At 64.5% G+C, this 19,909-nt stretch carries 19 protein-coding genes and 1 pseudogene; 5 read left to right on the top strand and 15 right to left on the bottom strand.

The window, feature by feature from the left end:
- Nucleotides 1–35: 35 nt before the first annotated feature.
- Nucleotides 36–2,537, bottom strand: a complete 2,502-nt coding sequence (locus AB0L63_RS12535) for a sensor histidine kinase KdpD (protein ID WP_364498698.1) — start codon at nucleotides 2,535–2,537, stop codon at nucleotides 36–38.
- Nucleotides 2,534–2,692 carry a hypothetical protein gene (locus AB0L63_RS12530; protein WP_364498695.1) on the bottom strand — a complete coding sequence of 53 codons (159 nt, stop codon included), beginning with the start codon at nucleotides 2,690–2,692 and terminating at the stop codon, nucleotides 2,534–2,536. Before AB0L63_RS12530 ends, AB0L63_RS12535 begins: the two co-directional genes overlap by 4 nt.
- Before the next feature lie 378 nt (nucleotides 2,693–3,070).
- On the opposite strand from AB0L63_RS12530, the gene AB0L63_RS12525 reads away from it, so the two are divergent.
- From AB0L63_RS12525 to AB0L63_RS12510, 4 genes are read left to right on the top strand one after another with little or no spacing between them, the layout of a single operon-like run.
- Entirely contained in the window at nucleotides 3,071–3,157 is an 87-nt protein-coding gene (locus AB0L63_RS12525; protein WP_364499176.1) for a potassium-transporting ATPase subunit F, read from the top strand.
- Nucleotides 3,158–4,828, top strand: a complete 1,671-nt coding sequence (gene kdpA / locus AB0L63_RS12520) for a potassium-transporting ATPase subunit KdpA (RefSeq protein WP_364498692.1) — start codon at nucleotides 3,158–3,160, stop codon at nucleotides 4,826–4,828. It abuts the gene before it with no gap.
- Between the two features lies 1 nt (nucleotide 4,829).
- Nucleotides 4,830–6,971, top strand: coding sequence for a potassium-transporting ATPase subunit KdpB (gene kdpB, locus AB0L63_RS12515; RefSeq protein ID WP_364498689.1), 2,142 nt, complete (start codon nucleotides 4,830–4,832; stop codon nucleotides 6,969–6,971).
- Nucleotide 6,972: 1 nt separating this feature from the next.
- On the top strand, nucleotides 6,973–7,860 hold the full coding sequence (locus AB0L63_RS12510; protein ID WP_364498686.1) for a potassium-transporting ATPase subunit C: 888 nt from the start codon (nucleotides 6,973–6,975) through the stop codon (nucleotides 7,858–7,860).
- Nucleotides 7,861–7,940: 80 nt separating this feature from the next.
- Here AB0L63_RS12510 and AB0L63_RS12505 read toward each other — a convergent pair whose 3' ends face one another.
- The 3 genes and pseudogenes from AB0L63_RS12505 to AB0L63_RS12495 form a co-directional block, all read right to left on the bottom strand.
- The gene (locus tag AB0L63_RS12505) at nucleotides 7,941–8,126 is read right to left on the bottom strand and encodes a hypothetical protein (protein ID WP_040693417.1); all 186 of its coding nucleotides are present in this window, start codon (nucleotides 8,124–8,126) and stop codon (nucleotides 7,941–7,943) included.
- A gap of 98 nt (nucleotides 8,127–8,224) precedes the next feature.
- Nucleotides 8,225–9,235: pseudogene (locus tag AB0L63_RS12500) on the bottom strand (glycogen debranching N-terminal domain-containing protein).
- A complete protein-coding gene (locus AB0L63_RS12495) occupies nucleotides 9,232–10,335 on the bottom strand; it encodes a glycosyltransferase family 4 protein (RefSeq protein ID WP_364499174.1) in 1,104 nt (367 codons plus the stop codon). Before AB0L63_RS12495 ends, AB0L63_RS12500 begins: the two are co-directional and overlap by 4 nt.
- Before the next feature lie 783 nt (nucleotides 10,336–11,118).
- On the opposite strand from AB0L63_RS12495, the gene AB0L63_RS12490 reads away from it, so the two are divergent.
- The gene (locus tag AB0L63_RS12490; protein ID WP_364498684.1) at nucleotides 11,119–11,424 is read left to right on the top strand and encodes a hypothetical protein; all 306 of its coding nucleotides are present in this window, start codon (nucleotides 11,119–11,121) and stop codon (nucleotides 11,422–11,424) included.
- A 90-nt stretch (nucleotides 11,425–11,514) separates the two neighbouring features.
- Here AB0L63_RS12490 and AB0L63_RS12485 read toward each other — a convergent pair whose 3' ends face one another.
- The 10 genes from AB0L63_RS12485 to AB0L63_RS12440 form a co-directional block, all read right to left on the bottom strand.
- A complete protein-coding gene (locus AB0L63_RS12485; RefSeq protein WP_364498682.1) occupies nucleotides 11,515–11,955 on the bottom strand; it encodes a carboxymuconolactone decarboxylase family protein in 441 nt (146 codons plus the stop codon).
- A gap of 65 nt (nucleotides 11,956–12,020) precedes the next feature.
- The gene (locus AB0L63_RS12480; RefSeq protein ID WP_364498680.1) at nucleotides 12,021–13,547 is read right to left on the bottom strand and encodes a substrate-binding domain-containing protein; all 1,527 of its coding nucleotides are present in this window, start codon (nucleotides 13,545–13,547) and stop codon (nucleotides 12,021–12,023) included.
- A 120-nt stretch (nucleotides 13,548–13,667) separates the two neighbouring features.
- Nucleotides 13,668–14,546: a hypothetical protein gene (locus tag AB0L63_RS12475; protein WP_364498677.1), complete on the bottom strand. Its 879-nt coding sequence runs from the start codon at nucleotides 14,544–14,546 to the stop codon at nucleotides 13,668–13,670.
- Nucleotides 14,547–14,604: 58 nt separating this feature from the next.
- Nucleotides 14,605–15,678 (bottom strand): PHP domain-containing protein, encoded by a 1,074-nt coding sequence (locus tag AB0L63_RS12470; RefSeq protein WP_364498674.1) that lies wholly within the window; start codon nucleotides 15,676–15,678, stop codon nucleotides 14,605–14,607.
- A gap of 5 nt (nucleotides 15,679–15,683) precedes the next feature.
- Nucleotides 15,684–16,265, bottom strand: a complete 582-nt coding sequence (locus tag AB0L63_RS12465; protein WP_364498671.1) for a dihydrofolate reductase family protein — start codon at nucleotides 16,263–16,265, stop codon at nucleotides 15,684–15,686.
- Nucleotides 16,266–16,323: 58 nt separating this feature from the next.
- On the bottom strand, nucleotides 16,324–17,190 hold the full coding sequence (gene mutM / locus AB0L63_RS12460) for a bifunctional DNA-formamidopyrimidine glycosylase/DNA-(apurinic or apyrimidinic site) lyase (RefSeq protein ID WP_364498668.1): 867 nt from the start codon (nucleotides 17,188–17,190) through the stop codon (nucleotides 16,324–16,326).
- Nucleotide 17,191: 1 nt separating this feature from the next.
- Entirely contained in the window at nucleotides 17,192–17,914 is a 723-nt protein-coding gene (gene rnc / locus AB0L63_RS12455) for a ribonuclease III (RefSeq protein ID WP_364498665.1), read from the bottom strand.
- Nucleotides 17,915–17,936: 22 nt separating this feature from the next.
- On the bottom strand, nucleotides 17,937–18,119 hold the full coding sequence (rpmF, locus tag AB0L63_RS12450) for a 50S ribosomal protein L32 (protein ID WP_364498663.1): 183 nt from the start codon (nucleotides 18,117–18,119) through the stop codon (nucleotides 17,937–17,939).
- A 54-nt stretch (nucleotides 18,120–18,173) separates the two neighbouring features.
- On the bottom strand, nucleotides 18,174–18,803 hold the full coding sequence (locus AB0L63_RS12445; protein ID WP_364498660.1) for a DUF177 domain-containing protein: 630 nt from the start codon (nucleotides 18,801–18,803) through the stop codon (nucleotides 18,174–18,176).
- Nucleotides 18,804–18,879: 76 nt separating this feature from the next.
- On the bottom strand, nucleotides 18,880–19,626 hold the full coding sequence (locus AB0L63_RS12440) for a DivIVA domain-containing protein (RefSeq protein ID WP_364498658.1): 747 nt from the start codon (nucleotides 19,624–19,626) through the stop codon (nucleotides 18,880–18,882).
- Nucleotides 19,627–19,909 lie beyond the last annotated feature (283 nt).

Here is a 19,909-nt window from a genome sequence, read left to right as displayed (position 1 = left end):
GACTTCCTGTGCCGTCCGCGGTGTAGTTGTGCTAATCATCGGCTGCTCACCTCGGTTTCGTCGGCAGGCAGGTCCACGATCATCGTCAATCCTCCGCCCGGTGTCGGTTCGGCGTGCACGGTTCCGCCCATCGCCTCGACGAATCCGCGCACCACCGACAGACCGAGCCCGACTCCGGTGGTGTTGTCACGATCGCCGAGCCGCTGGAACGGCTCGAATAATTGCTCCTCGGTCCCTGGCGGCACACCGGGCCCTACATCGACCACGGCGATCGAGACCTGGTCGCCGTCGCGTTCCGCGGTGACCCGCACAGGTGTATCGCGTGTCGAATGCCGCAGCGCGTTATCGATCAGATTGGCCAACACCCGTTCCAGCAGGCCGCTGTCCGCCCGCACCGAAACCTCGCCGACCTCTACCTTCACCCGATCCATTGCCGCGCGGCGCAGCCCGCGCGCGCCCATTCCAACACTCACCAGCGCCTGGTGCACGACCTCGTCCATGTACACCCGACGGAACTGCGGCTGCACCACGCCGACCGCCAGGCGTGAGGAGTCGAGCAGATTGCCGACCAGCGCCGTCAGCTGATCCACCGATTCCTCGATGGTTTCCAGCAATTCGACGGTGTCCTCGGGCGAGAACTCGATGTCATCACTGCGCAGGCTGGATACCGCGGCCTTGGCCCCGGCCAGCGGTGTGCGCAGATCGTGACTCACCGCGGACAGCAGCGCCCGGCGCAATCGGTCGGCCTCGAGCAGGGCCGCGGCGGCGCTGGCCTCCTCGGCCAGCCGGGACTGGCGGACCAACCCGGCCGCCTGATTGGCGACCGCGTTGAGCACCGGACGATCGGTCGCGGCGAGTGGACGTCCGGCCAACAGCAGCCAGCTCGTCGCATCGCCCGCCTGGATGGCGGTCTCGGCCTCGGCGGCCCGCTGCGGCGGACTCGTGCCGACCGCCGCGATCACCTCATCGCCGCACTGCATGCTCACCGCACGGAGCCCATACGTCTCGCGGACCTGCTCCAGCAGATTGGGCAGATCCGCACCATGCAGCACGGCACCGGCGAACAGGGTCAGCAATTCGGCCTGCTGGGAGGCCCGGCGTGCCTGGCGGGTCTGTTTGGCGGCCACATCCACCAGCGCCGCGACCGCCACCGCGACGATCAGCAATACCACCACCGTGATGAAGTTGTCCGGTTCGGCAATGGTCAAGCTGTAGCGCGGTTCGACGAAGAACCAGTTCAACAGCACACCCGACAGCAGCGCCGAAAGTGCCGCGGGCACAACGCCACCGAGCAACGCCACCGCGACGACGCCGATGAAGAACAGCGCGCTGAGGCCGCCGAGCTCGAGATGGGCTTCGAGGATGTAGCAGATCGCCGAGACCAAAACCGGCACAAGCACCGCCGCGAGCCAGGCCCGGATCGGCTGGTGCGGCCTCAGCGAATAGCGACGCAGCCCACGGTTGGCCTCCTCATGCGTGACCATGTGCACGTCGATCTTCCCGGATGCCTGCACCACGGCCGAGCCGATGCCCTCATCGAGCATGCGCGCCCAGCGCGAGCGTCGGGAGGTGCCGATCACCAGCTGGGTCGCATTCACCTCGCGGGCGAACTCCAACAACGTATTCGGCACATCGTCACCGGTGACCGTGTGCAGCGAGGCATCCAGGCTGGCGGCCAATTCCCGCAGTCGATGCAGCCGTTCGGTCGATACCCCGGCCAAACCGTCGCCGCGGACCACATGCAGCAGCATGAGATCGGCACTCGATTTGGTCGCGATGCGGCTGGCCCGGCGCACCACGGTCTCCGACTCCGGACCTCCGGTCACCGCGACGACTACGCGTTCGCGTGCTTCCCACAGCTCCGTGATCTTGTGGTCGGCCCGGTATTTGGCCAATGCGGCATCGACCTGGTCGGCCAGCCACAGCAGCGCCAATTCGCGCAGGGCGGTGAGATTTCCGGGTCGGAAGTAGTTGCGCAGCGCCGCGTCGACTCTGTCGGCGGCGTACACGTTGCCGTGGGAGAGCCTGCGCCGCAACGCCTCCGGCGTGATATCCACCAGTTCGACCTGATCCGCGCTGCGCACCACAGCGTCGGGCAGGGTCTCCTTCTGCTGGATGCCGGTGATCTGCTCGACGACGTCGTTGAGGCTCTCCAGATGCTGCACATTGACCGTCGAGATGACGTCGATGCCCGCGGCCAGCAAATCCTCGACGTCCTGCCAGCGCTTGTCATGCTTGCTGCCGGGCGCATTGGTGTGCGCGAGTTCATCGACCAGAACCACGGCCGGTGCCCGACGCAGCACCGCCTCGACATCGAGTTCGGGCAGCCGGGTACCGCGGTAGTCCACCATGCGCGGCGGAATCTGCTCGATGCCCGCCAGCAGTTCGGCTGTCTTGGCTCGACCGTGGGTTTCGACTACCGCAGCTACTACGTCGCGGCCGCGTTCGAGTCGACGATGGGCCTCGCCCAACATGGCGTAGGTCTTGCCGACTCCCGGTGCCGCACCGAGGTAGATGCGCAGTTGGCCGCGTTTCACTCGTCCATCATCGCGCGATTCGGCGTGTCACCGAAGATCCGTACCCGTTCTGTCGCGATATCCGATTCCCGCCCATACTCCAGCATCGCCAGCGCGCGAATGATCAGCGCGCAACAGACGAATCCGATGAGCACCGCGACCGTGACAGCCGACATGACAATCCTTTCAGCAACCAATAGGAACCCGGTCGTGCTGGAATCCCCCGCATGCCGGTCGATGAATTTCTACTCCCGTATCGACCGGCTATCTGGATCTTTACGGTGTGTTGACGGGTTGTCCGCCTACCTTGACGGCATCCTTTCACTCAGCGTCCGAGCCGCACCTGTAAACGAAGCGTCAATGCTCCGCAACGAGCCGCTAAGGACCCGTAAACAGGCTCCGCACCAGCTCGAACGACCCGCTTAACTCACCCTGTCGCGCTCCATGCAGGGAGCGCCAATGGAGGTTGTGTAAATGTCTGTCGTGGTGTTCGCGGTGCTGACCGTGGCGATCTTCGCGCTACTGGGCCTGATTCAGCGGGGAGTGGAAAAACTGTGATCGCGAACCTGATCGGCCTGATTCTCGCCATCCTCGTCGCGGTCTACATGGTGGCGGCGCTGCTCTTCCCCGAGAGGTTCTAGGTGAACACGACAACAGCGGGGATCGCGTTCGTCGCATCCCTGATCATCGCGTTGGCCCTGGTGCATGTGCCGCTCGGCGACTACATGTTCCGGGTGTACAACACCAAGAAACACTCCCGTGCGGAGCGGGTCATCTACCAGGCCATCGGCGTAAAGCCCGAGGTCGAGCAGTCCTGGGGCGTCTACGCCCGCAGCGTGCTGGCGTTCTCGGCGGTCAGCATTCTGTTCCTGTTCTTCCTCCAGCTGATCCAGGGCAAACTGCCGCTGCATCTGCACGATCCAGCGACCGAGATGACTCCGGCACTGGCCTGGAATACCGCGGTCAGCTTCGTGACCAATACGAACTGGCAGAACTATTCCGGCGAGTCGACCCAGGGCCATCTGGTGCAGATGGCCGGGCTCGCGGTGCAGAACTTCGTCTCCGCAGCGGTCGGCATCTCGGTGGCCGTTGCCCTCGTGCGTGGCTTCGCCCGCAGGCATACCGGCGACCTCGGCAATTTCTGGGTGGATCTGATCCGCGGCACCATTCGCATTCTGCTGCCGCTGGCATTCATCTTCGCGATCATCCTCGTCGCCGGTGGCGCGATCCAGAACTTCCACCTGCACGATCAGGTCGCGCAGACGCTGAACGGCACCGAACAGACCATTACCGGCGGTCCGGTGGCCAGCCAGGAGGTCATCAAGGAGCTCGGCACCAATGGCGGCGGCTTCTACAACGCGAACTCCTCGCACCCATTCGAGAACCCGACCACCTGGACCAACTGGGTCGAAATCTTCCTGATCCTGGTGATCAGCTTCTCGCTGCCGCGCACCTTCGGTCGCATGGTCGGCAGTAAGAAGCAGGGCTACGCGATCGTGGCGGTGATGGGCACGATCGCGCTGATCAGCGTCACTCTGCAGAACTTCTTCCAGTTGCAGCACCACGGCACCGTCCCGACCGCGATCGGCGCATCCCTGGAGGGCGTCGAAACCCGTTTCGGCGTGCCGAATTCCGCGACCTTCGCGACCGCGACCACGCTGACCTCGACGGGTGCGGTCGACTCATTCCACGACTCCTACACCAGCCTCGGCGGCATGATGACGATGTTCAATATGCAGCTGGGAGAAGTCGCTCCTGGCGGTACCGGTTCGGGTCTGTACGGCATGCTCATCCTCGCGGTGATCACCGTCTTCGTCGCCGGTCTGATGGTCGGTCGCACGCCGGAATATCTCGGCAAGAAGATCACGCCGCGCGAAATCAAGCTCGCCGCTTCGTATTTCTTGATCAGCCCGCTGATCGTGCTGGTGGGTACGGCGGCCGCGATGGCGATGCCGGGCCAGCGCGCCGGCATGCTCAACTCCGGGCCGCACGGGCTCTCGGAAGTGTTGTACGCCTTCACCTCCGCGGCCAACAACAACGGCTCGGCCTTCGCGGGTCTGACCGGCAATACCGAGTGGTACAACACCGCCCTCGGCCTAGCGATGGTGTTCGGACGCTTCCTGCCGATGATTTTCGTACTGGCGCTTGCCGGTTCGCTCGCCCAGCAGGGGCAGACCCCCGAGTCGATCGGCACGCTGCCGACGCACCGGCCACAGTTCGTCGGCATGGTCGTCGGCGTGACGTTGATCCTGGTCGCGCTGACCTTCCTGCCCGCACTCGCACTCGGGCCGCTCGCTGAAGGAATCCACTGATATGTCCACTAAGACAACCGAAACGACCGCGGAGACGGCCAACAAGAGCCGCGGCGTCCAGCGCGGCCTACTCGATCCGAAGATGCTGCTGACGTCCATTCCGGACGCGGCGAAGAAGCTCGATCCGCGCTCGATGTGGCGCAATCCGGTGATGTTCATCGTCGAGATCGGCGCAGTGTGGTCGACCGTGCTCGCGCTGGCCAAGCCGACGTTCTTCTCTTGGGCCATCGTCGTATGGCTCTGGCTCACCGTCATTTTCGCCAATCTGGCCGAGGCCGTCGCCGAGGGGCGCGGCAAGGCGCAGGCCGATACCTTGCGCAAGGCCAAGACCGACACCATGGCTCGGCGGCTGGTCGATTGGTCACCCGGCGCACGGATCGTCGAGGAAAGCGTCGGGGCCCCGGCACTGCAACGCGGCGACTATGTCGTCGTCGAGGCCGGCCAGGTCATCCCGGGTGACGGCGACGTCGTGGAAGGCATCGCGTCGGTCGACGAATCGGCCATCACCGGTGAGTCCGCCCCAGTCATCCGGGAATCCGGCGGCGACCGATCGGCGGTGACCGGCGGCACCACGGTGCTGTCCGACCGGATCATCGTCAAGGTCACCCAGGAGCCCGGCGCGAGCTTCATCGACAAGATGATCGCGCTCGTCGAGGGTGCGTCGCGGCAGAAGACACCCAACGAGATCGCGCTGAACATCCTGCTCGCCGCGCTGACCATCATCTTCGTCTTCGCGGTCGCCACACTGCAGCCGTTGGCGATCTTCTCGAAGTCGAACAACCCTGGGGTGCCGGACACATCGGCACTGGACGGGCATGGTGTCACCGGGATTGTCATGGTCTCGCTGCTGGTGTGCCTGATCCCGACCACCATCGGCGCGCTGCTGTCCGCCATCGGCATCGCCGGTATGGACCGGCTGGTGCAGCGCAATGTGCTGGCCATGTCCGGCCGCGCGGTCGAGGCGGCCGGTGACGTGAACACCCTGCTGCTGGACAAGACCGGAACCATCACTCTCGGCAACCGCCAGGCCGCGGAATTCGTGCCGATGCCAGGCGTCCCCGATGACGAATTGGCCGATGCCGCACAGCTTTCCAGCCTCGCCGACGAAACCCCTGAAGGGCGCTCCATCGTGGTCTACGCCAAGCAGGCGTTCAACAAGCGCGAGCGCACCCCAGGTGAGCTGACCGGTGCGACTTGGGTGGAATTCACCGCCCAGACCCGCATGTCGGGTGTGAACTTGCAGGACGGGCACCAGTTGCGCAAAGGTGCCGCCAGCGCCGTCACCGAATGGGTTCGCGCACAAGGTGGGAAGGTACCCGACGAGGTCGGCATGATCGTCGACGGGATCTCCGCATCCGGCGGCACACCGCTGGTCGTCGGTGAGGTCAATGACGGCAACGCCCGGTTGCTCGGCGTCATTCATCTCAAAGACGTTGTCAAGCAGGGCATGCGGGAGCGTTTCGACGAGATGCGTCGAATGGGCATCCGCACGGTGATGATCACCGGTGATAACCCGTTGACCGCCAAAGCGATTGCCGATGAGGCCGGTGTGGACGACTTCCTCGCCGAGGCGACGCCGGAGGACAAACTGGCGCTGATCAAGAAGGAGCAGGACGGCGGTCGCCTGGTCGCGATGACCGGTGACGGCACCAATGACGCTCCGGCCCTGGCCCAAGCCGACGTGGGCGTCGCGATGAACACCGGTACCTCGGCGGCCAAGGAAGCCGGAAATATGGTCGATCTGGATTCGGATCCGACCAAGCTCATCGAAATCGTGGAGATCGGCAAACAGCTGCTCATCACCCGGGGTGCGCTGACCACCTTCTCGATCGCCAATGACATCGCCAAGTACTTCGCGATCATTCCCGCACTGTTCGTGGCGCTGTTTCCGGGCCTCGACACGCTGAATATCATGCGACTGCACAGCCCGCAGTCGGCGATTCTGTCCGCGGTCATTTTCAACGCGATCGTCATCGTCGCGCTGATCCCGCTGGCGCTACGCGGTGTGAACTACCGGCCGAGCAATGCGTCGTCGCTGTTGAGCCGCAACCTGACGATCTACGGTCTCGGCGGCATCGTCGCGCCGTTCATCGGCATCAAACTGATCGACCTCGTTGTCCAACTCCTCCCCGGGATGTCCTGATATGCGTATGTCACCTTGGATCCGGCAGCACCTGGCCGCGTTGCGTGCGCTGCTCGTGCTCACCGCGATCACCGGAATCGTCTATCCGCTGACGGTTTTCGCGGTCGCACAGCTGCCCGGCCTACACGACAAGGCCGAGGGCTCGCTTGTCACCGTGGACGGAAAGGTGGTGGGCAGCAGCCTGATCGGGCAGTCGTTCACCGATAAGGGCGGCAAGGCGCTGGCGCAGTACTTCCAGAGCCGTCCGTCGGCGGCGGGCAACGGCTACGACCCGCTGTCCACCTCGGCGTCCAACCTCGGCCCGGAGAGCATTGTCGACACCCTCGACGCCGACCCGGCCCATGTGAAGTTGAGCCTGCTTTCGACGGTCTGCGCGCGCAGCAAGGAGGTCGGCGACCGTGAGGGGGTCGACGGCAGTCGTCCGTTCTGCACCAAAGACGGTGTCGGCGCAGTGCTTTCGGTAATCGGACCGCGCGACGCCGACGGCGAGGTTTCGCGTCCGGTGCGGGTCGTGAGTGTCAACGAGGCGTGCCCGGCGCCGCCGTTCCTGGCCACCTACAAGGGAGTCCAGGTCGATTGCGCCAAGCCGGGCGAAGACTATTCGGTCGGCCGGATCGTCCCGATCATCGGCGATGCCTCGACCGACACACCGGTGCCCACCGATGCGGTCACCGCCAGCGGCAGTGGCCTGGACCCGCACATCTCACCCGAGTACGCGGCCATTCAGGTCGCACGAATCGCCAAGGCCCGCAATACTGCCGAGGATCAAGTACGCGTACTCGTCGATGCGCACACCGACGGCCGGACTCTCGGCTTCCTCGGTGAACCGCGCGTCAATGTGGTCGAGCTGAACCTCGATCTCGACAAGCGGTACCCATTCCGCGGCTAGCGACCCGAGCGCTCATTCCCGAACGGGCATCCACCAGAACTGCTGGAACGCCACGGAAATGGGCGCTCGGCCGTTTCCACTCAGTTGTCCTCGACGCAGGCGAAGCAATACGCCGATGCGGCGAGATACTGGTGACAGTCCGGACCGTGGCCCGCATGCGTACTGCAGATGAAACGCGCCAGGTCGAGATCGAGATCCATGGGCTCGGCGCTGCAATCACGATGCTGAGTGCTCCACAGATCCCGCCGATCCAGTGATGTCTGCATTTTGCACCTCCAGCCTGCTGGTATTCAGTGGAGAAGCAGTCCCGTGTTCTTACGGTGGTGGATTACCCGATCCGGCGCCGTACATCCCACTACATACTTCATCGCGTGATCTGCCAGTCATCGGGCAGCCGCACCGTGTGATCTGATCGCCCTCGGCCTCGAGATCCACCGTCGCCGAACCCAATCGCAGATCGCTCAGCGTGACCTTGCCCCAGTGCGACGGCAGTTGCGGGCTGACAGTTAGCATGCGCGACGGCGCGCCCGGATCCAGTCCGAGGAACGAGCGCACCAGCAAAAGCGGTGCCGCACTGGCCCACGCCTGTGGTGAGCAGTGGGATACGGGGCGGGAACCGCGAACTGATCGCGCGAAAATCCGCAGAACAGCTCGGGCAGCCGGCCACCGAAAGATGCTGCCGCATCGAGCAATCCGCCCGCCAGCCGGGTGGCGAGCTCGACCGCGCCTGGCACCTCGGCCGGGCCACGATCTCGGTCTGCCAGCGTTGGCCGGGCCGGACGACTACCCGCCAGAGCAGGGTGCCTGGCAGAACAGCGGGCTCTACGGTCGCCGAAACCGTGAGCCCGCGCATCCGATCGGTGCGGTCGTGCAACAACAACTCGCCCTCGGCCACGGTGACCTCGGCGCGGCCGTTCGCGGCGCGCCCCTCCTTGACCGCGAACAGATCGACGAAATCCGCGTCGATATGCAACTCCAAGGTGACCTCAGTCGGCTCCCGACCCATATTCTCCAGGGTCAGAATCTCGTGCATGCCATCGGCGATGAGGCGTTCGCGCACCACCAGCAAAGTGCTGTCGGCCTGTCCGGCCTGCGGTGGTCGGCGCAGCACGAATTCGGCGGCGAACGCCTCCGGGCTGAGCACCGATAGCGATTCGGCGGGTTGGCCGTCCACCTGCAGTTCCCAGCGGGAGATGACGCGGGCGTCGCGGAGGAACAACCCATGCGGGTGTCCCGGTTCGATATCGCCGAGCCGATTCGACAGGCAGAAGGTGCCGCGCTCGACCAGGGTCACCGAACTACCGCAACCACCGAATCCGGTCGGCTCACCGGAATTCAGCGGTGCGGGATTCGCGGCGCCGGCGTCCGCGGTCATACGCGTTCGCTCGCCGGAATACGAACCGGCACCGTCTCATCGAGCAGCCGTGCCGCGCGCGCATTGCGCCGCGAACGCAGGAGCTGATGATAGACCTGCTCATAGCCGCGACCGAGCGTGCCCGCGCCGAAGTTCGCCTCGACGTGCGCACGGCACGCCGCCGGATCGAACTTGCTCACCTCGGCGATCGCGGCGGGCAGCTCGGCGGGATCGTCACAGATCCGGCCGGTCACACCATCGACGATGACCTCGGCAACCGCACCGCCGCGGAGTGCGACCACCGGCGTGCCGCAGACCATCGCCTCGATCATCACCATGCCGAACGGTTCCTCCCAGTCGATGGGGAACAACAGGCAGCGCGCGCCCGCGAGCAGCTTGCGCTTGGCCGACGCATCCGCGAGTCCGAAAAGGTGGTCTCGCGCAGTGATCAGCGGGCGCACTTGCTTTTCGAAATACGCCTGCTCATGGGCCTCACTGCACTTGCCAGCGAGCACCAACGGAATATCGGCCTCGTGCGCGGCTTGCAATGCCAGATGCGTTCCCTTGGTCGCCGTGAAACGGCCGAGAAACAGTGCGTAGTCACCTTTTTCGGTTTGGTACGGCCACTGATCGACATGCAGTGCATTGTGTACGCGACCGACCCAATTCAGATCGGGCGCCAATTCGCGCTGCCGATCGCTGATGGCGACCAGCGATACTTCCTGACCCAATTCGCGGTAGTAGTGGTAGCAGTCACCCTCGTCGACCGGCCCGTGCACGGTCACCACTGTTGGTAAGCCCAGACCCATATACGCCGGGGCATTCAGTGGTCCGGCAAAGGTGTGGTCGTGCACGAGGTCCACGCCGGAGGTAGCGGCGACCTGTTCGATCGCCCTTCGTACCTTCAGAGCGTGCACGACCTCGGGAAACGGCTCCCCGAGCCGTTCTGGCAATGCGCGATCCCACACCGGAACGAATTTCGCCGTGGTGCCGGGCTCACCAGCGCCGAACAATGTCACATCATGTCCGCGCGCGACCAATGCGTCGACCAAATCGGCGACGACGGCCTCGACGCCGCCATAGGCCTTCGGCGGTACGTCGAAGTACGGCGGAACAACCATCGCAATGCGGAATCGTTCACCGACATGATTGGTAGACAGCAAATCCGAAGCGGCGATTTGCGCCGAATGCGGCGCGACCAGACCTGCGCTCATGACCATCCTTCCAGGGACAACCGTGTGCACATCCACCCAGCACTCGGTGCGCTGGGCGCCGAACGTGGTGGCCGCCGCGGCGGAGGTGGAGACTCGAGCCTGCACCGCCGTCCAGAGGGGCTTGGTTGGCCTGGTCACGCTGGATCGCGTGAACAGGGGGGCCGAACACAGACGTACCTTATTTCCGGCTACTCAAACCAGGCAGTTGGTCTGAAATCTCAGCATTTGGGATAAAATGACCCATTATCCGGCCTTGGCATCAAGGGGACTTACAGGGATTTTGACTTATATCGAAATGACTCGAACTCAGAACTCGTCAGCCCGAGACCGTACCAGCGATGCCACGCTGGATCACGCCGGGGCTGCACTCCGCGCGTACCGCGGCGAGCTCTGGTTGCACAGCAGGTTCTCTCGCCATAGAGCGCCGTGACAACGGCGAACATCGCGATCGAGATCGCACCACTGCGGTTCGCGCGAGCAGCATTGGGCGCCTTGGGCTTACGGAAGGCCGGTACACGGTAGAGATCACCTCGGCTCCAGACACCCTGACGAAAAGGCCTGCACGACAAGAAAGGCCAACCTGGCCGTGCCGAGTCCGACTTGTCCGGAGCGGATTTCGTAGTACGCCCTCTCGGCACGCTGATCGATGACCTACTACCATCTCGGTATACGCATACATATAATGCATCTATGTTCGATCCAATCACCCTCGCTATCGGAGCTGGGATCGCATGTGCGGGCTGGGCGGTCGGGCGGTTCGGCCGACGTTCGGCCGCGCAACCCGCTGTTGCGCAGTGTGGCTGCGGCCACGACCTGGCACTGCACGATCCGAAGGCGGGCACCTGCCATGCCGAGCTGGGCCGCAAGACGATGGTCGGTCGCGTATGGGTGCAGTGCACGTGCCGCCGCTACACCGGTCCGGTCCCGGTCGAGGATTTCTTCAGCCGACCGATCATGCCCTTGGCCGATGAACCGATGCCACGCTCGGGCGACTGACTGTTCCGGAGTCGCCCATTACGCTGCCGCCCAGCGCGATACGCCGAGCAACAGCGTGCGGTTGAGCTGTGACGGCACCAGTCCGATTCGTCAGACGGACGCGGGCTGCATCCGCAACGGCACCCCGATCCGGTTCCACAGGTTGATCATCGCGGTGACCGCGACCAGACCGGCCAGCGCGCCCTCGTCGAAGTTCATCTCGACATCGGCCCAGATCTCATCGCTGACACCGTGTTCACCGAGTCTGGTGACCGCCTCCGCGTAGGCGAGGGCGGCTCGCTCGGCCGCGGTGAACTTCACCGACTCACGCCAGGCATTGAGATAGTAGATCCGCTGTTCGGTCTCGCCCGCCATCCGCGCGTCGGTGGTGTGCATATCGATGCAGAACAGGCAGCCGTTCATCTGGGATACGCGGATCTTCACCAGTTCCCGCACGGTCGGATCCAGTGGTCCGCGGTGGATGCCCTGTTCGGCGGCGAACCAGGCCTGGTAGATCTCGGGTGCCACCTCGGCGAGTTGCATGCGTGACATGAATCGTCCTCTCTCGAAATCGCTTACCCGAGTTAGACGAGATGGCCGCCGAATTCGTGACAATGTCACGAAGACGGCAGGCAGCGGGCCCGATCGGGCAGCTCACTACACGGTTCGTTGCCGTGCTCGCGCAGCACATCCTTACCGGTCAGATCGGTCAGGAAGTGCAGGAAGCCGGCGCCGAGCGAATCGCTGGGGAGTTCGCCGTAGCTGTAGGCGTATTCGACGCCCCAGAAGGGATAGCTGCGATTGACAGCGACGTCACGTCCCGGCGTCACGCCATTGATGGTGAGGCTCGTGGCTCCCGCCTTCGCCGCCTCGGAGAACTCGCTGTAACCGACGGCGCCCGGAATCTCGCTCACCGCCTTCTGCATATCCTTGGTGACCTGCACATCGCAATATCTGGCCGCCGTCGGTGCGCCATCCTTGATCGCGACACAGCTGACATGCGGCCGATCGGGCTGTGGACCGCCGAGTACCCTGCGCTCCAATGTATTTCGGGTACCCGATCCAGGTATCCGGTTGACCAGCACAACCGGCAGATCCGGACCGCCGATATCGCGCCAGTTGGTGATCCGGCCCTGATACAGATCCTGGATCTGCGCGACCGTCAGGTTGGTGAGGCCGACATCCTTGTGCACGATCATAGTGAACAGCGACAGCGCCAGCGGACGGTCCAGCAGTGGCTGGTAGCCATCACCTTTCGGGCCGTCGCTGATCGCGAGCAGATCCGGATTGTCCTTGCCCTCCTCGGCGACCCGGTCCAGACCGCGTTCGGTGCCCTCGAAGCCGAACGCGAATTCCGCTCCAGTGCACCGCTTCCCGTACTGCGCGGCCGCATCGCGGATGACCGGTTCGAAGGCCGACGAGCCGACCACCGTGAGTTTGCCCGCGGCACAGTCCAATGGCGTCGGATCAGGCACAAGCACAGACACCACCAGCTGGACGACGATCACCGCGACCAGAAAGACCGTGAGCGCCACCATCACTCGCGAAATGCCGGTGCGGCTCTGGGTTTCGATGATCCGCCCGCCCTTGATGCCGCCGCTCAGCACCGGTGCCGAATACTCCCCCGTGCCCTCCGAACGTTGCAGAATGGCCAGGATCTTGTAGTGATCGGCACGATTGAGCGGCACCCTCGGCAGATCGATGACGCCGATATGCCCGGCCGTATCCTCGCGAACCGCGATGCCCGAATCACGGTCCAGTGAATCGGCCAGCCCCGGATCACTCAGCTCGGTGACCGCCATTCCGATGACCCGGCGCTGTGGAAAGTTCAGATGCAAACCGACCTGGCCCGCCTCCGGCGCCCGGTAGTCGTGCGTATCGATCGGTGTCGCACCGCTGTTTTCGATGCGGACCAGCACCACCGACAGATCCTTCAGCGGCGGACTCGCACCATCGTGCGCGGGGCGCAGCTGCGGCAGTACACCGGGAAAGACTGATTCGATCTCACCGGTGACCGGCGTATCCATCTGTACCCGATAGCCGAGCTCCTTGCGTCCGACAAAGACGAACTCCCACAGGAACGCGATGATCGGCACCGCGACACCGATGAGTCCGAGCACGATTTCGATCGGAAATCCACCCACCGGTGCCGCCACCCCCAAGAGATCTGTGTATCAACCATTTTCGAACGTCATCCGGAATCCGCCCAGATACCGCACGAGTGTTCGGCAACAGTTAACCCGGCGGCCAACCTGCCCGCACCGTCAGAAGCCGCTGCCGAAACAGCCGAAATGACCCGATCCGTAGTCGCTGCCGTGTATTCCGTAGACCCCGTTCCGGCGATTCGACCGGGGCTTGTTCGGATCACGCGGAAACGGTTCGATCTCGATACCGGTGAGCGCCTGCCAACCGGCCACCTCGGTCTGGTACTTCTCCCGCAGTGCCTGACCCGTTTCCAGTGCCCACATCACCGAGGTATACGGATGCTCCGCGCGTTCGGCCACCAGCTCGGCCTGGATCTCGACCGGTGTCAGTCCGACCTCCTCGACCGCCGGATAGGGGTGCTCGAGGCCGGTCTGGTAGATGCAGAAGCAGCGATCGCCGGAGAGTTCCCTGATCTGATAGGTCCACCGCGGATCGGTGTCACTCGCCACGGCCGCCTCGCGCCGTAGGCGTGCCTGCTCTTGTTCGCGCTTCAGTCGTTGCTGCTCTTGCCTGCGGTACCGCTCCTGATACTCGGGCAGATCACCGGCCCGGACCTGATATTCCGCAAGCGCCGCGTCGAACTCGGCCAGCAGTTCGGCCTTCACATGGTCGTATTGCCTGCGCAGCAATCGATTTCGCTGTGCATACCGCAGGCGCCATCGCAGCCGACCTTGCCAGGGCGGGTGCAGGTGCAAACTGACCAGTCGCTCCTTTTCCTGTAACGCACCGATAGTCGCTACCAAGCGCTCGGTCGCCGCGCACCAACGATTGCAGTCCGCCTCAGCGGCCACGAGATCCGAAGAATACGAGCCCCGCCTGGAGCCGGGCGCGACCGCGCACCGCAGATCTCTGTTTTCACTGACCCGGGCACCGATCACATTCACCGTCCACGCGCCGACCAATGACCCGAGTGACGTCACATGTACTGTGCGGTCCATCGCACCACCCTGGTAGATCGGAGGCGACTACCCATCCACTCTACGGCCGCGGCCGCGATCAAACCGCATCCCTCGCTGCCGATTTCGTCCAGGCCAGTAACTGCTCCGCCGGCCACGTATTGATGACCCGCTCCGCCGCAACGCCGTTCGCGACCGCGCGCTCGCATCCGTAACCCAGCCAGTCCAACTGACCAGGAGCATGCGCATCGGTATCGATCGAGAAATAGCAACCCATCTCGACCGCCAGCCGCAGCAGCCGAGATGGCGGATCGAGCCGCTCGGGACGGCTGTTGATCTCCACGGCCGTGCCGTAACTCCGGCACGCCTCGAAGACGAGTTCGGCGTCGAAACTCGACTCCGGCCGCAGACCCCGCTCTCCATCGATCAGTCGACCGGTACAGTGCCCCAAAACATCCACATTCGGATTCGCCACGGCGTACACCATGCGCTTGGTCATGGTCTCGCTGTCGGCACGCAGATGCGAATGGACGCTGGCGACAACGATATCGAGTTCGGCAAGCAGATCGCTCTGCTGGTCCAGCGTCCCGTCATCGAGGATGTCCACCTCGATTCCGGTGAGAATTCGGAATGGCGCGACTCGTTCGTTCAGCTCCGCGACCACATCCAACTGCCGCCGCAATCGGTCGGCGGAGAGCCCGTTGGCGACGGTCAACCGCGGCGAATGATCGGTCAGCGCACAGTATTGGTGACCGAGCGCGGCCGCGACGCCCATCATCTCCGCGATCGGACTGCCCCCGTCGGACCAGTCGGAGTGGGTGTGCAGATCACCGCGCAACTGGGCCCGCATGGGCTTGCCCCGTGCCCCGATGGGCTGCGCGGCTTTGCGGAGTTCGCTCAAATACTCCGGTACCGCACCGGAATGCGCCTGTTCGATGACGGCGGCGGTCTTCGGCCCGATCCCGGCGAGTTCGCGCCAGCTGTGTGCCGCGTGATGGGTCGCCCGTTCGTCCTCGGAAAGCTCCGCCACGGTATCGGCAGCCCGCCGGTACGCCTTCACCCGATGCGTTTGCGCCCGTGCGCGTTCGAGCCAGAAGCCGATCTCGCGCAACGCCTCGACCGGACCCGGAGCGCTCTCCGGATCCGGGGCGACGATCGAATCGTCTTCCGCCACAGCGGTTATCGAATCCTGCCGTATTTCACGAAGGCGACGCCGTCCTCGAACACCCGGCTGGTGATCACCCGGAAGCGGGCCGCCTCCGGCAGGCGCGGGCCGGAACCGAACAGCGGACGGCCCCGGCCGAGTACCACCGGATACAGCTTCAGGAAGATCTGATCGATCTCCGGCAGCAGCACCTGCGCCAATTCCCCGCCGCCGCACAGCCAGATCCCTAGTCCGCTGTCCCGCTTCAACTCTCGCACCGTGGCGAGCGGATCGGCCGAGATCAGCTCCACCGACGGATCCGGACTTTCCGGCAACGTCGTCGACACGACGAATTGACGCAGATGCGAATACGGGCTGGCGGTTCCGGTCCGCACGCCGAAATCGTGGGTCTTTCGACCCATCAGTACGGTGTCGAAGTAGCGGTTGCGCTTATCGATGCCGAGGGCCTCCCGCACCTTCGTCGGCAAGGTCTCGGGATACTGTGCGGTGATCGCCGGGCCGTGATCGCCGCCGACCGGGAAGAAGTCGACCGACCCTTCCTCGGTGGCGATGAACCCGTCGATAGTCGAAGCGACGTAGTAGGTGAGCTTGCGCATATGTCCTTCCTTCACGGCCGGTCAGCTTCTACGAACCACCTAAAAGAACGGTAGCTCGCTAACGCGAACTGCGACGGGCCTTCGGTTGGCAGCGCGGGCAGGAGTAGGACGAACGGTTCATGAACTTCTCCCGCAGGATGGGCGCACCGCAGCGACGGCACGGTTCGTCCTGGCGGCCGTAGACCGCGAGCGAGCGTTCGAAGTAGCCGGATTGGCCGTTGACGTTGACATACAGCGCATCGAATGAGGTGCCACCGGCAGCGAGCGCCTCCCCCAGCACCGCGCCGACCTCGGTGAGCAGGGTGCGCACGGCGGGTCCGGTCAGACCGGATGCGAGCCGGCTGCCGTGGATCTTCGCCCGCCACAGCGATTCGTCGGCATAGATATTGCCGACGCCGGAGATCACGGTCTGATCCAGCAGCACCCGTTTGATCTCGGTCTGTTTGGCGCGCAGCGCGGCCACCACGACCTCGGGGTCGTAGCGCGGGTCCAGTGGATCCCGGGCGATATGCGCGACGGGCTCGGGCACCAGCGTTCCGTCCACCTCCAGCAGTGGTGCGAGCGCCCAGCCGCCGAAGGTGCGTTGATCGACGAAGCGCAATTGTGCGCCGTCGTCGAGCGAGGCGAGGATATGCGCGTGCTTCTCCACCGGAGCCTCGGCGGGCTGCACCAGCATCTGCCCACTCATACCGAGATGAACCACGAGCGAGATGTCCGGATCGTCGAAGGTGAGCCACAGGTATTTGCCGCGCCGCTCGGCGGCGGCGACCCGCAGACCCTGCATTCGGGCCGTCAGATCGTCCGCACCTTCGAGATGACGGCGTACCGACCTGGGATGGTTCACCGTGACGGATTCGATCACTCGCCCGACAACATATTCGGCGAGTCCGCGCCGGACGACCTCGACCTCGGGAAGTTCGGGCACGTCAGGCTTCGTCGGTCAGCGCCTGATAGGCGGCGCCCGCGGCCTTCTGCTCGGCTTCCTTCTTGGAGCGGCCGATGCCCTGACCGTACGGACGACCGCCGATCACGGTGGTCGCGGTGAATTCCTTGTCATGGTCGGGACCTGTCGAGGTGATCTCGTAGCTGGGCACACCGAGGCCACGTTCGGCAGTGAGCTCCTGCAGGCTGGTCTTCCAGTCCAGTCCGGCGCCCATCCGCGGACCGCGCTCGAGCAGATCGGCGAAGAGCCGCAGCACCACCTCGCGCGCGACATCGATACCGTGCTCGAGATGGACGGCGCCGAGCAGCGACTCCATGCCGTCGGCGAGAATGCTCGGCTTATCCCGGCCGCCCGTGAGCTCTTCGCCCTTACCGAGCAGCAGGTGCACGCCGAGCCCGCCCTCGCCGAGCCCGCGCGCCACCTCGGCGAGCGCGTGCATATTCACCACGCTCGCCCGCAGCTTGGCCAGTTCGCCCTCGGATTTGTCCGGGTGCTCATGATAGAGCCGCTCTGTGATACTCAGCCCGAGGACCGAGTCACCGAGGAACTCCAGACGCTCGTTGGTCGGCAGCCCGCCGTTCTCATACGCGAACGACCGGTGCGTCAGCGCCAGGCGCAGCAGATCGGCCCGCACGTCGACGCCGAGCGCCGCGAGCAGGCTCGCATGTTCACCGGACGGGCCGGTTTCGTCCTTGCTGACGGTCACGTCGATACGACAGGTCGAACGATCAGACAGCGGCGGTGATCTGGCGGCCCTTGTAGGTGCCGCAGGAAGGGCACGCGATATGCGGCAGCGTCTTCTCGCCGCAGGCGCGGTTCGGGCACGTGATCAGGGTCGGCGCGGCGGCCTTCCACTGGCTGCGCCGCGACCTGGTGTTGGAACGGGACATCCGGCGCTTGGGAACGGCCACGACTACTTCTCCTCTTGTCCTATTGCTTGCCGGTACGGCAGCACTGTCTCGGTCTTAATGGTCTGTGTTGGTTGCACCCGAATCGGGGCTGCCATTGCCGGGCGACTCGGCGGCGAACTTCGCCAATCCGGCCCAGCGAGGGTCAAGTATCTCATGCCCATGGCCGGAACCCGCAATCGCCATCCGCACACCGCATTCCGGGCACAGGCCCGCGCAGTCCGGAGTACACAGCGGCTGCAGCGGAAGTTCGAGTCCGATCGCGTCCGCGATCACCGGTTCCAGGTCGATCTTGTCATCGACGATGCGGTAGATCTCGTCGTCCTCGGTGGTCTGCTCGGTCGCGCTGTCCGGGTAGGCGAACAGTTCGGTGAGCTGGATTTCCACCGTGCCGGTAAACGGTTCGAGGCAACGCGCGCACTCCCCGGTTGTCGGCGCGGCGACCGTTCCGGTGACGAGCACCCCTTCGGATACCGCCTGCAATCGCAGATCGCAATCCACCTCGACGTCCGCAGGGATGGCGATCAGGTCCAGCCCGATCCGCTCGTCGGTGGTGACCACGCGGTGCAGCTCTTTCATCGTGCCGGGGCGACGGCCCAGGCTGATGACATCCAGCACGAAACCCGCGTCCGGCGCACGGCGCGAGGCCGAACGAGGGCGCGAATCGGAACCGGAACCGGCGGACATCACGAACTCACTTCACATTCGAGGGAAATGGGCAACCACTCCACAATACGCGAGGGCACGGCGAGCGCCCAAACCGTCAGCGGCGATAGTCGGCCCCGTAATCCGGAGCGCCCGCACCGGAACGCAGTTGGTGCCGTCCGCCGCGCACGGTCCGCAGGGCAGCGTTGAGGGTCTCCTCGAAGTCGGCGAGCCGGCTGTCGACGTAGTGGTCGCATTCGTCGCGCATCCGATCGACCTCTTGGTTCGCACCATCGATCAATCGGGCCGATTCGGCATGCGCGGCACGCACCACTTCGGTCTGTCCGACCAAGCGATCACGCTCGGCCACCCCCTCGGCGACCGAACGGCCATAGGCGGCCTTACCCGCCTCGATCATCCGGTCGGATTCGATACGGGCCCGACCGGTGACGGCCTCGAATTCAGCATTGCCGTCGGCGACAACGCGATCAGCCTCGGCCTGTGCGGTATTCACCAGATGATCGGCATGCGCACTGGCCTCGGCGACCATGCGGTCGGCATGCGCCTTGGCATCGGCGAGAATCCGGTCGGCCTCCTCGCGAGCCGATCCAACGGTCCGATCTGCCTGGTCGTTGGCGGTGGTCACGGTCTTCTCGGCGGCGGAGCGGGCGTCGGAGACGATCTTGTCGCGATGATCGAGCACATCCTGGGCGTCGTCGAGTTCGCCAGGCAATGCATCGCGCACGTCATCGAGCAATTCGAGCACATCACCGCGCGGCACTATGCAGCTACGGGTCGGCGGGATGCCGCGCGCTTCCTCGAGGATGGCGACCAGCTCGTCGAGTGCTTCGAATACGCGGTACATGCTCTTACCCCACTCTCCTGCAGACCTACGGCGAAATTACCGCCGAGGCCCAGTGTGCCTCTCGTCACGGCTCCCGCCGAGTCATCCACCGGTGTGTCGTGCGGGTGTCTCGTATGCCACAAAAACAAACGGAGGATCTGCCTCCACTTGATGTTACATTTATCCAGGGAGCTCCGAACAAGATCTTCTCGAGTGGACCACAGGCCCGGACCGGGACTGTGGAGATACAAGGAGGCCGACGGGGTGGATCCCTCCAATTCGATGATTGACATGTTCTGCATGT

Origin of the sequence: Nocardia sp. NPDC051990 (assembly GCF_040680755.1) — a bacterium.
In the GTDB taxonomy this organism is placed as follows: Bacteria; Actinomycetota; Actinomycetes; order Mycobacteriales; family Mycobacteriaceae; genus Nocardia.
This window is presented reverse-complemented; position numbering and strand designations above follow the sequence as displayed.

Coding starts and splice junctions, on each gene's coding strand:
- AB0L63_RS12530 (WP_364498695.1), bottom strand. CDS start 2,692: ATGTCGGCTGTCACGGTCGCGGTGCTCATCGGATTCGTCTGTTGCGCG.
- kdpB (WP_364498689.1), top strand. CDS start 4,830: ATGTCCACTAAGACAACCGAAACGACCGCGGAGACGGCCAACAAGAGC.
- AB0L63_RS12510 (WP_364498686.1), top strand. CDS start 6,973: ATGCGTATGTCACCTTGGATCCGGCAGCACCTGGCCGCGTTGCGTGCG.
- AB0L63_RS12505 (WP_040693417.1), bottom strand. CDS start 8,126: ATGCAGACATCACTGGATCGGCGGGATCTGTGGAGCACTCAGCATCGT.
- AB0L63_RS12495 (WP_364499174.1), bottom strand. CDS start 10,335: ATGGTTGTTCCGCCGTACTTCGACGTACCGCCGAAGGCCTATGGCGGC.
- AB0L63_RS12490 (WP_364498684.1), top strand. CDS start 11,119: ATGTTCGATCCAATCACCCTCGCTATCGGAGCTGGGATCGCATGTGCG.
- AB0L63_RS12485 (WP_364498682.1), bottom strand. CDS start 11,955: ATGTCACGCATGCAACTCGCCGAGGTGGCACCCGAGATCTACCAGGCC.
- AB0L63_RS12475 (WP_364498677.1), bottom strand. CDS start 14,546: ATGGACCGCACAGTACATGTGACGTCACTCGGGTCATTGGTCGGCGCG.
- AB0L63_RS12465 (WP_364498671.1), bottom strand. CDS start 16,265: ATGCGCAAGCTCACCTACTACGTCGCTTCGACTATCGACGGGTTCATC.
- AB0L63_RS12445 (WP_364498660.1), bottom strand. CDS start 18,803: ATGTCCGCCGGTTCCGGTTCCGATTCGCGCCCTCGTTCGGCCTCGCGC.
- AB0L63_RS12440 (WP_364498658.1), bottom strand. CDS start 19,626: ATGTACCGCGTATTCGAAGCACTCGACGAGCTGGTCGCCATCCTCGAG.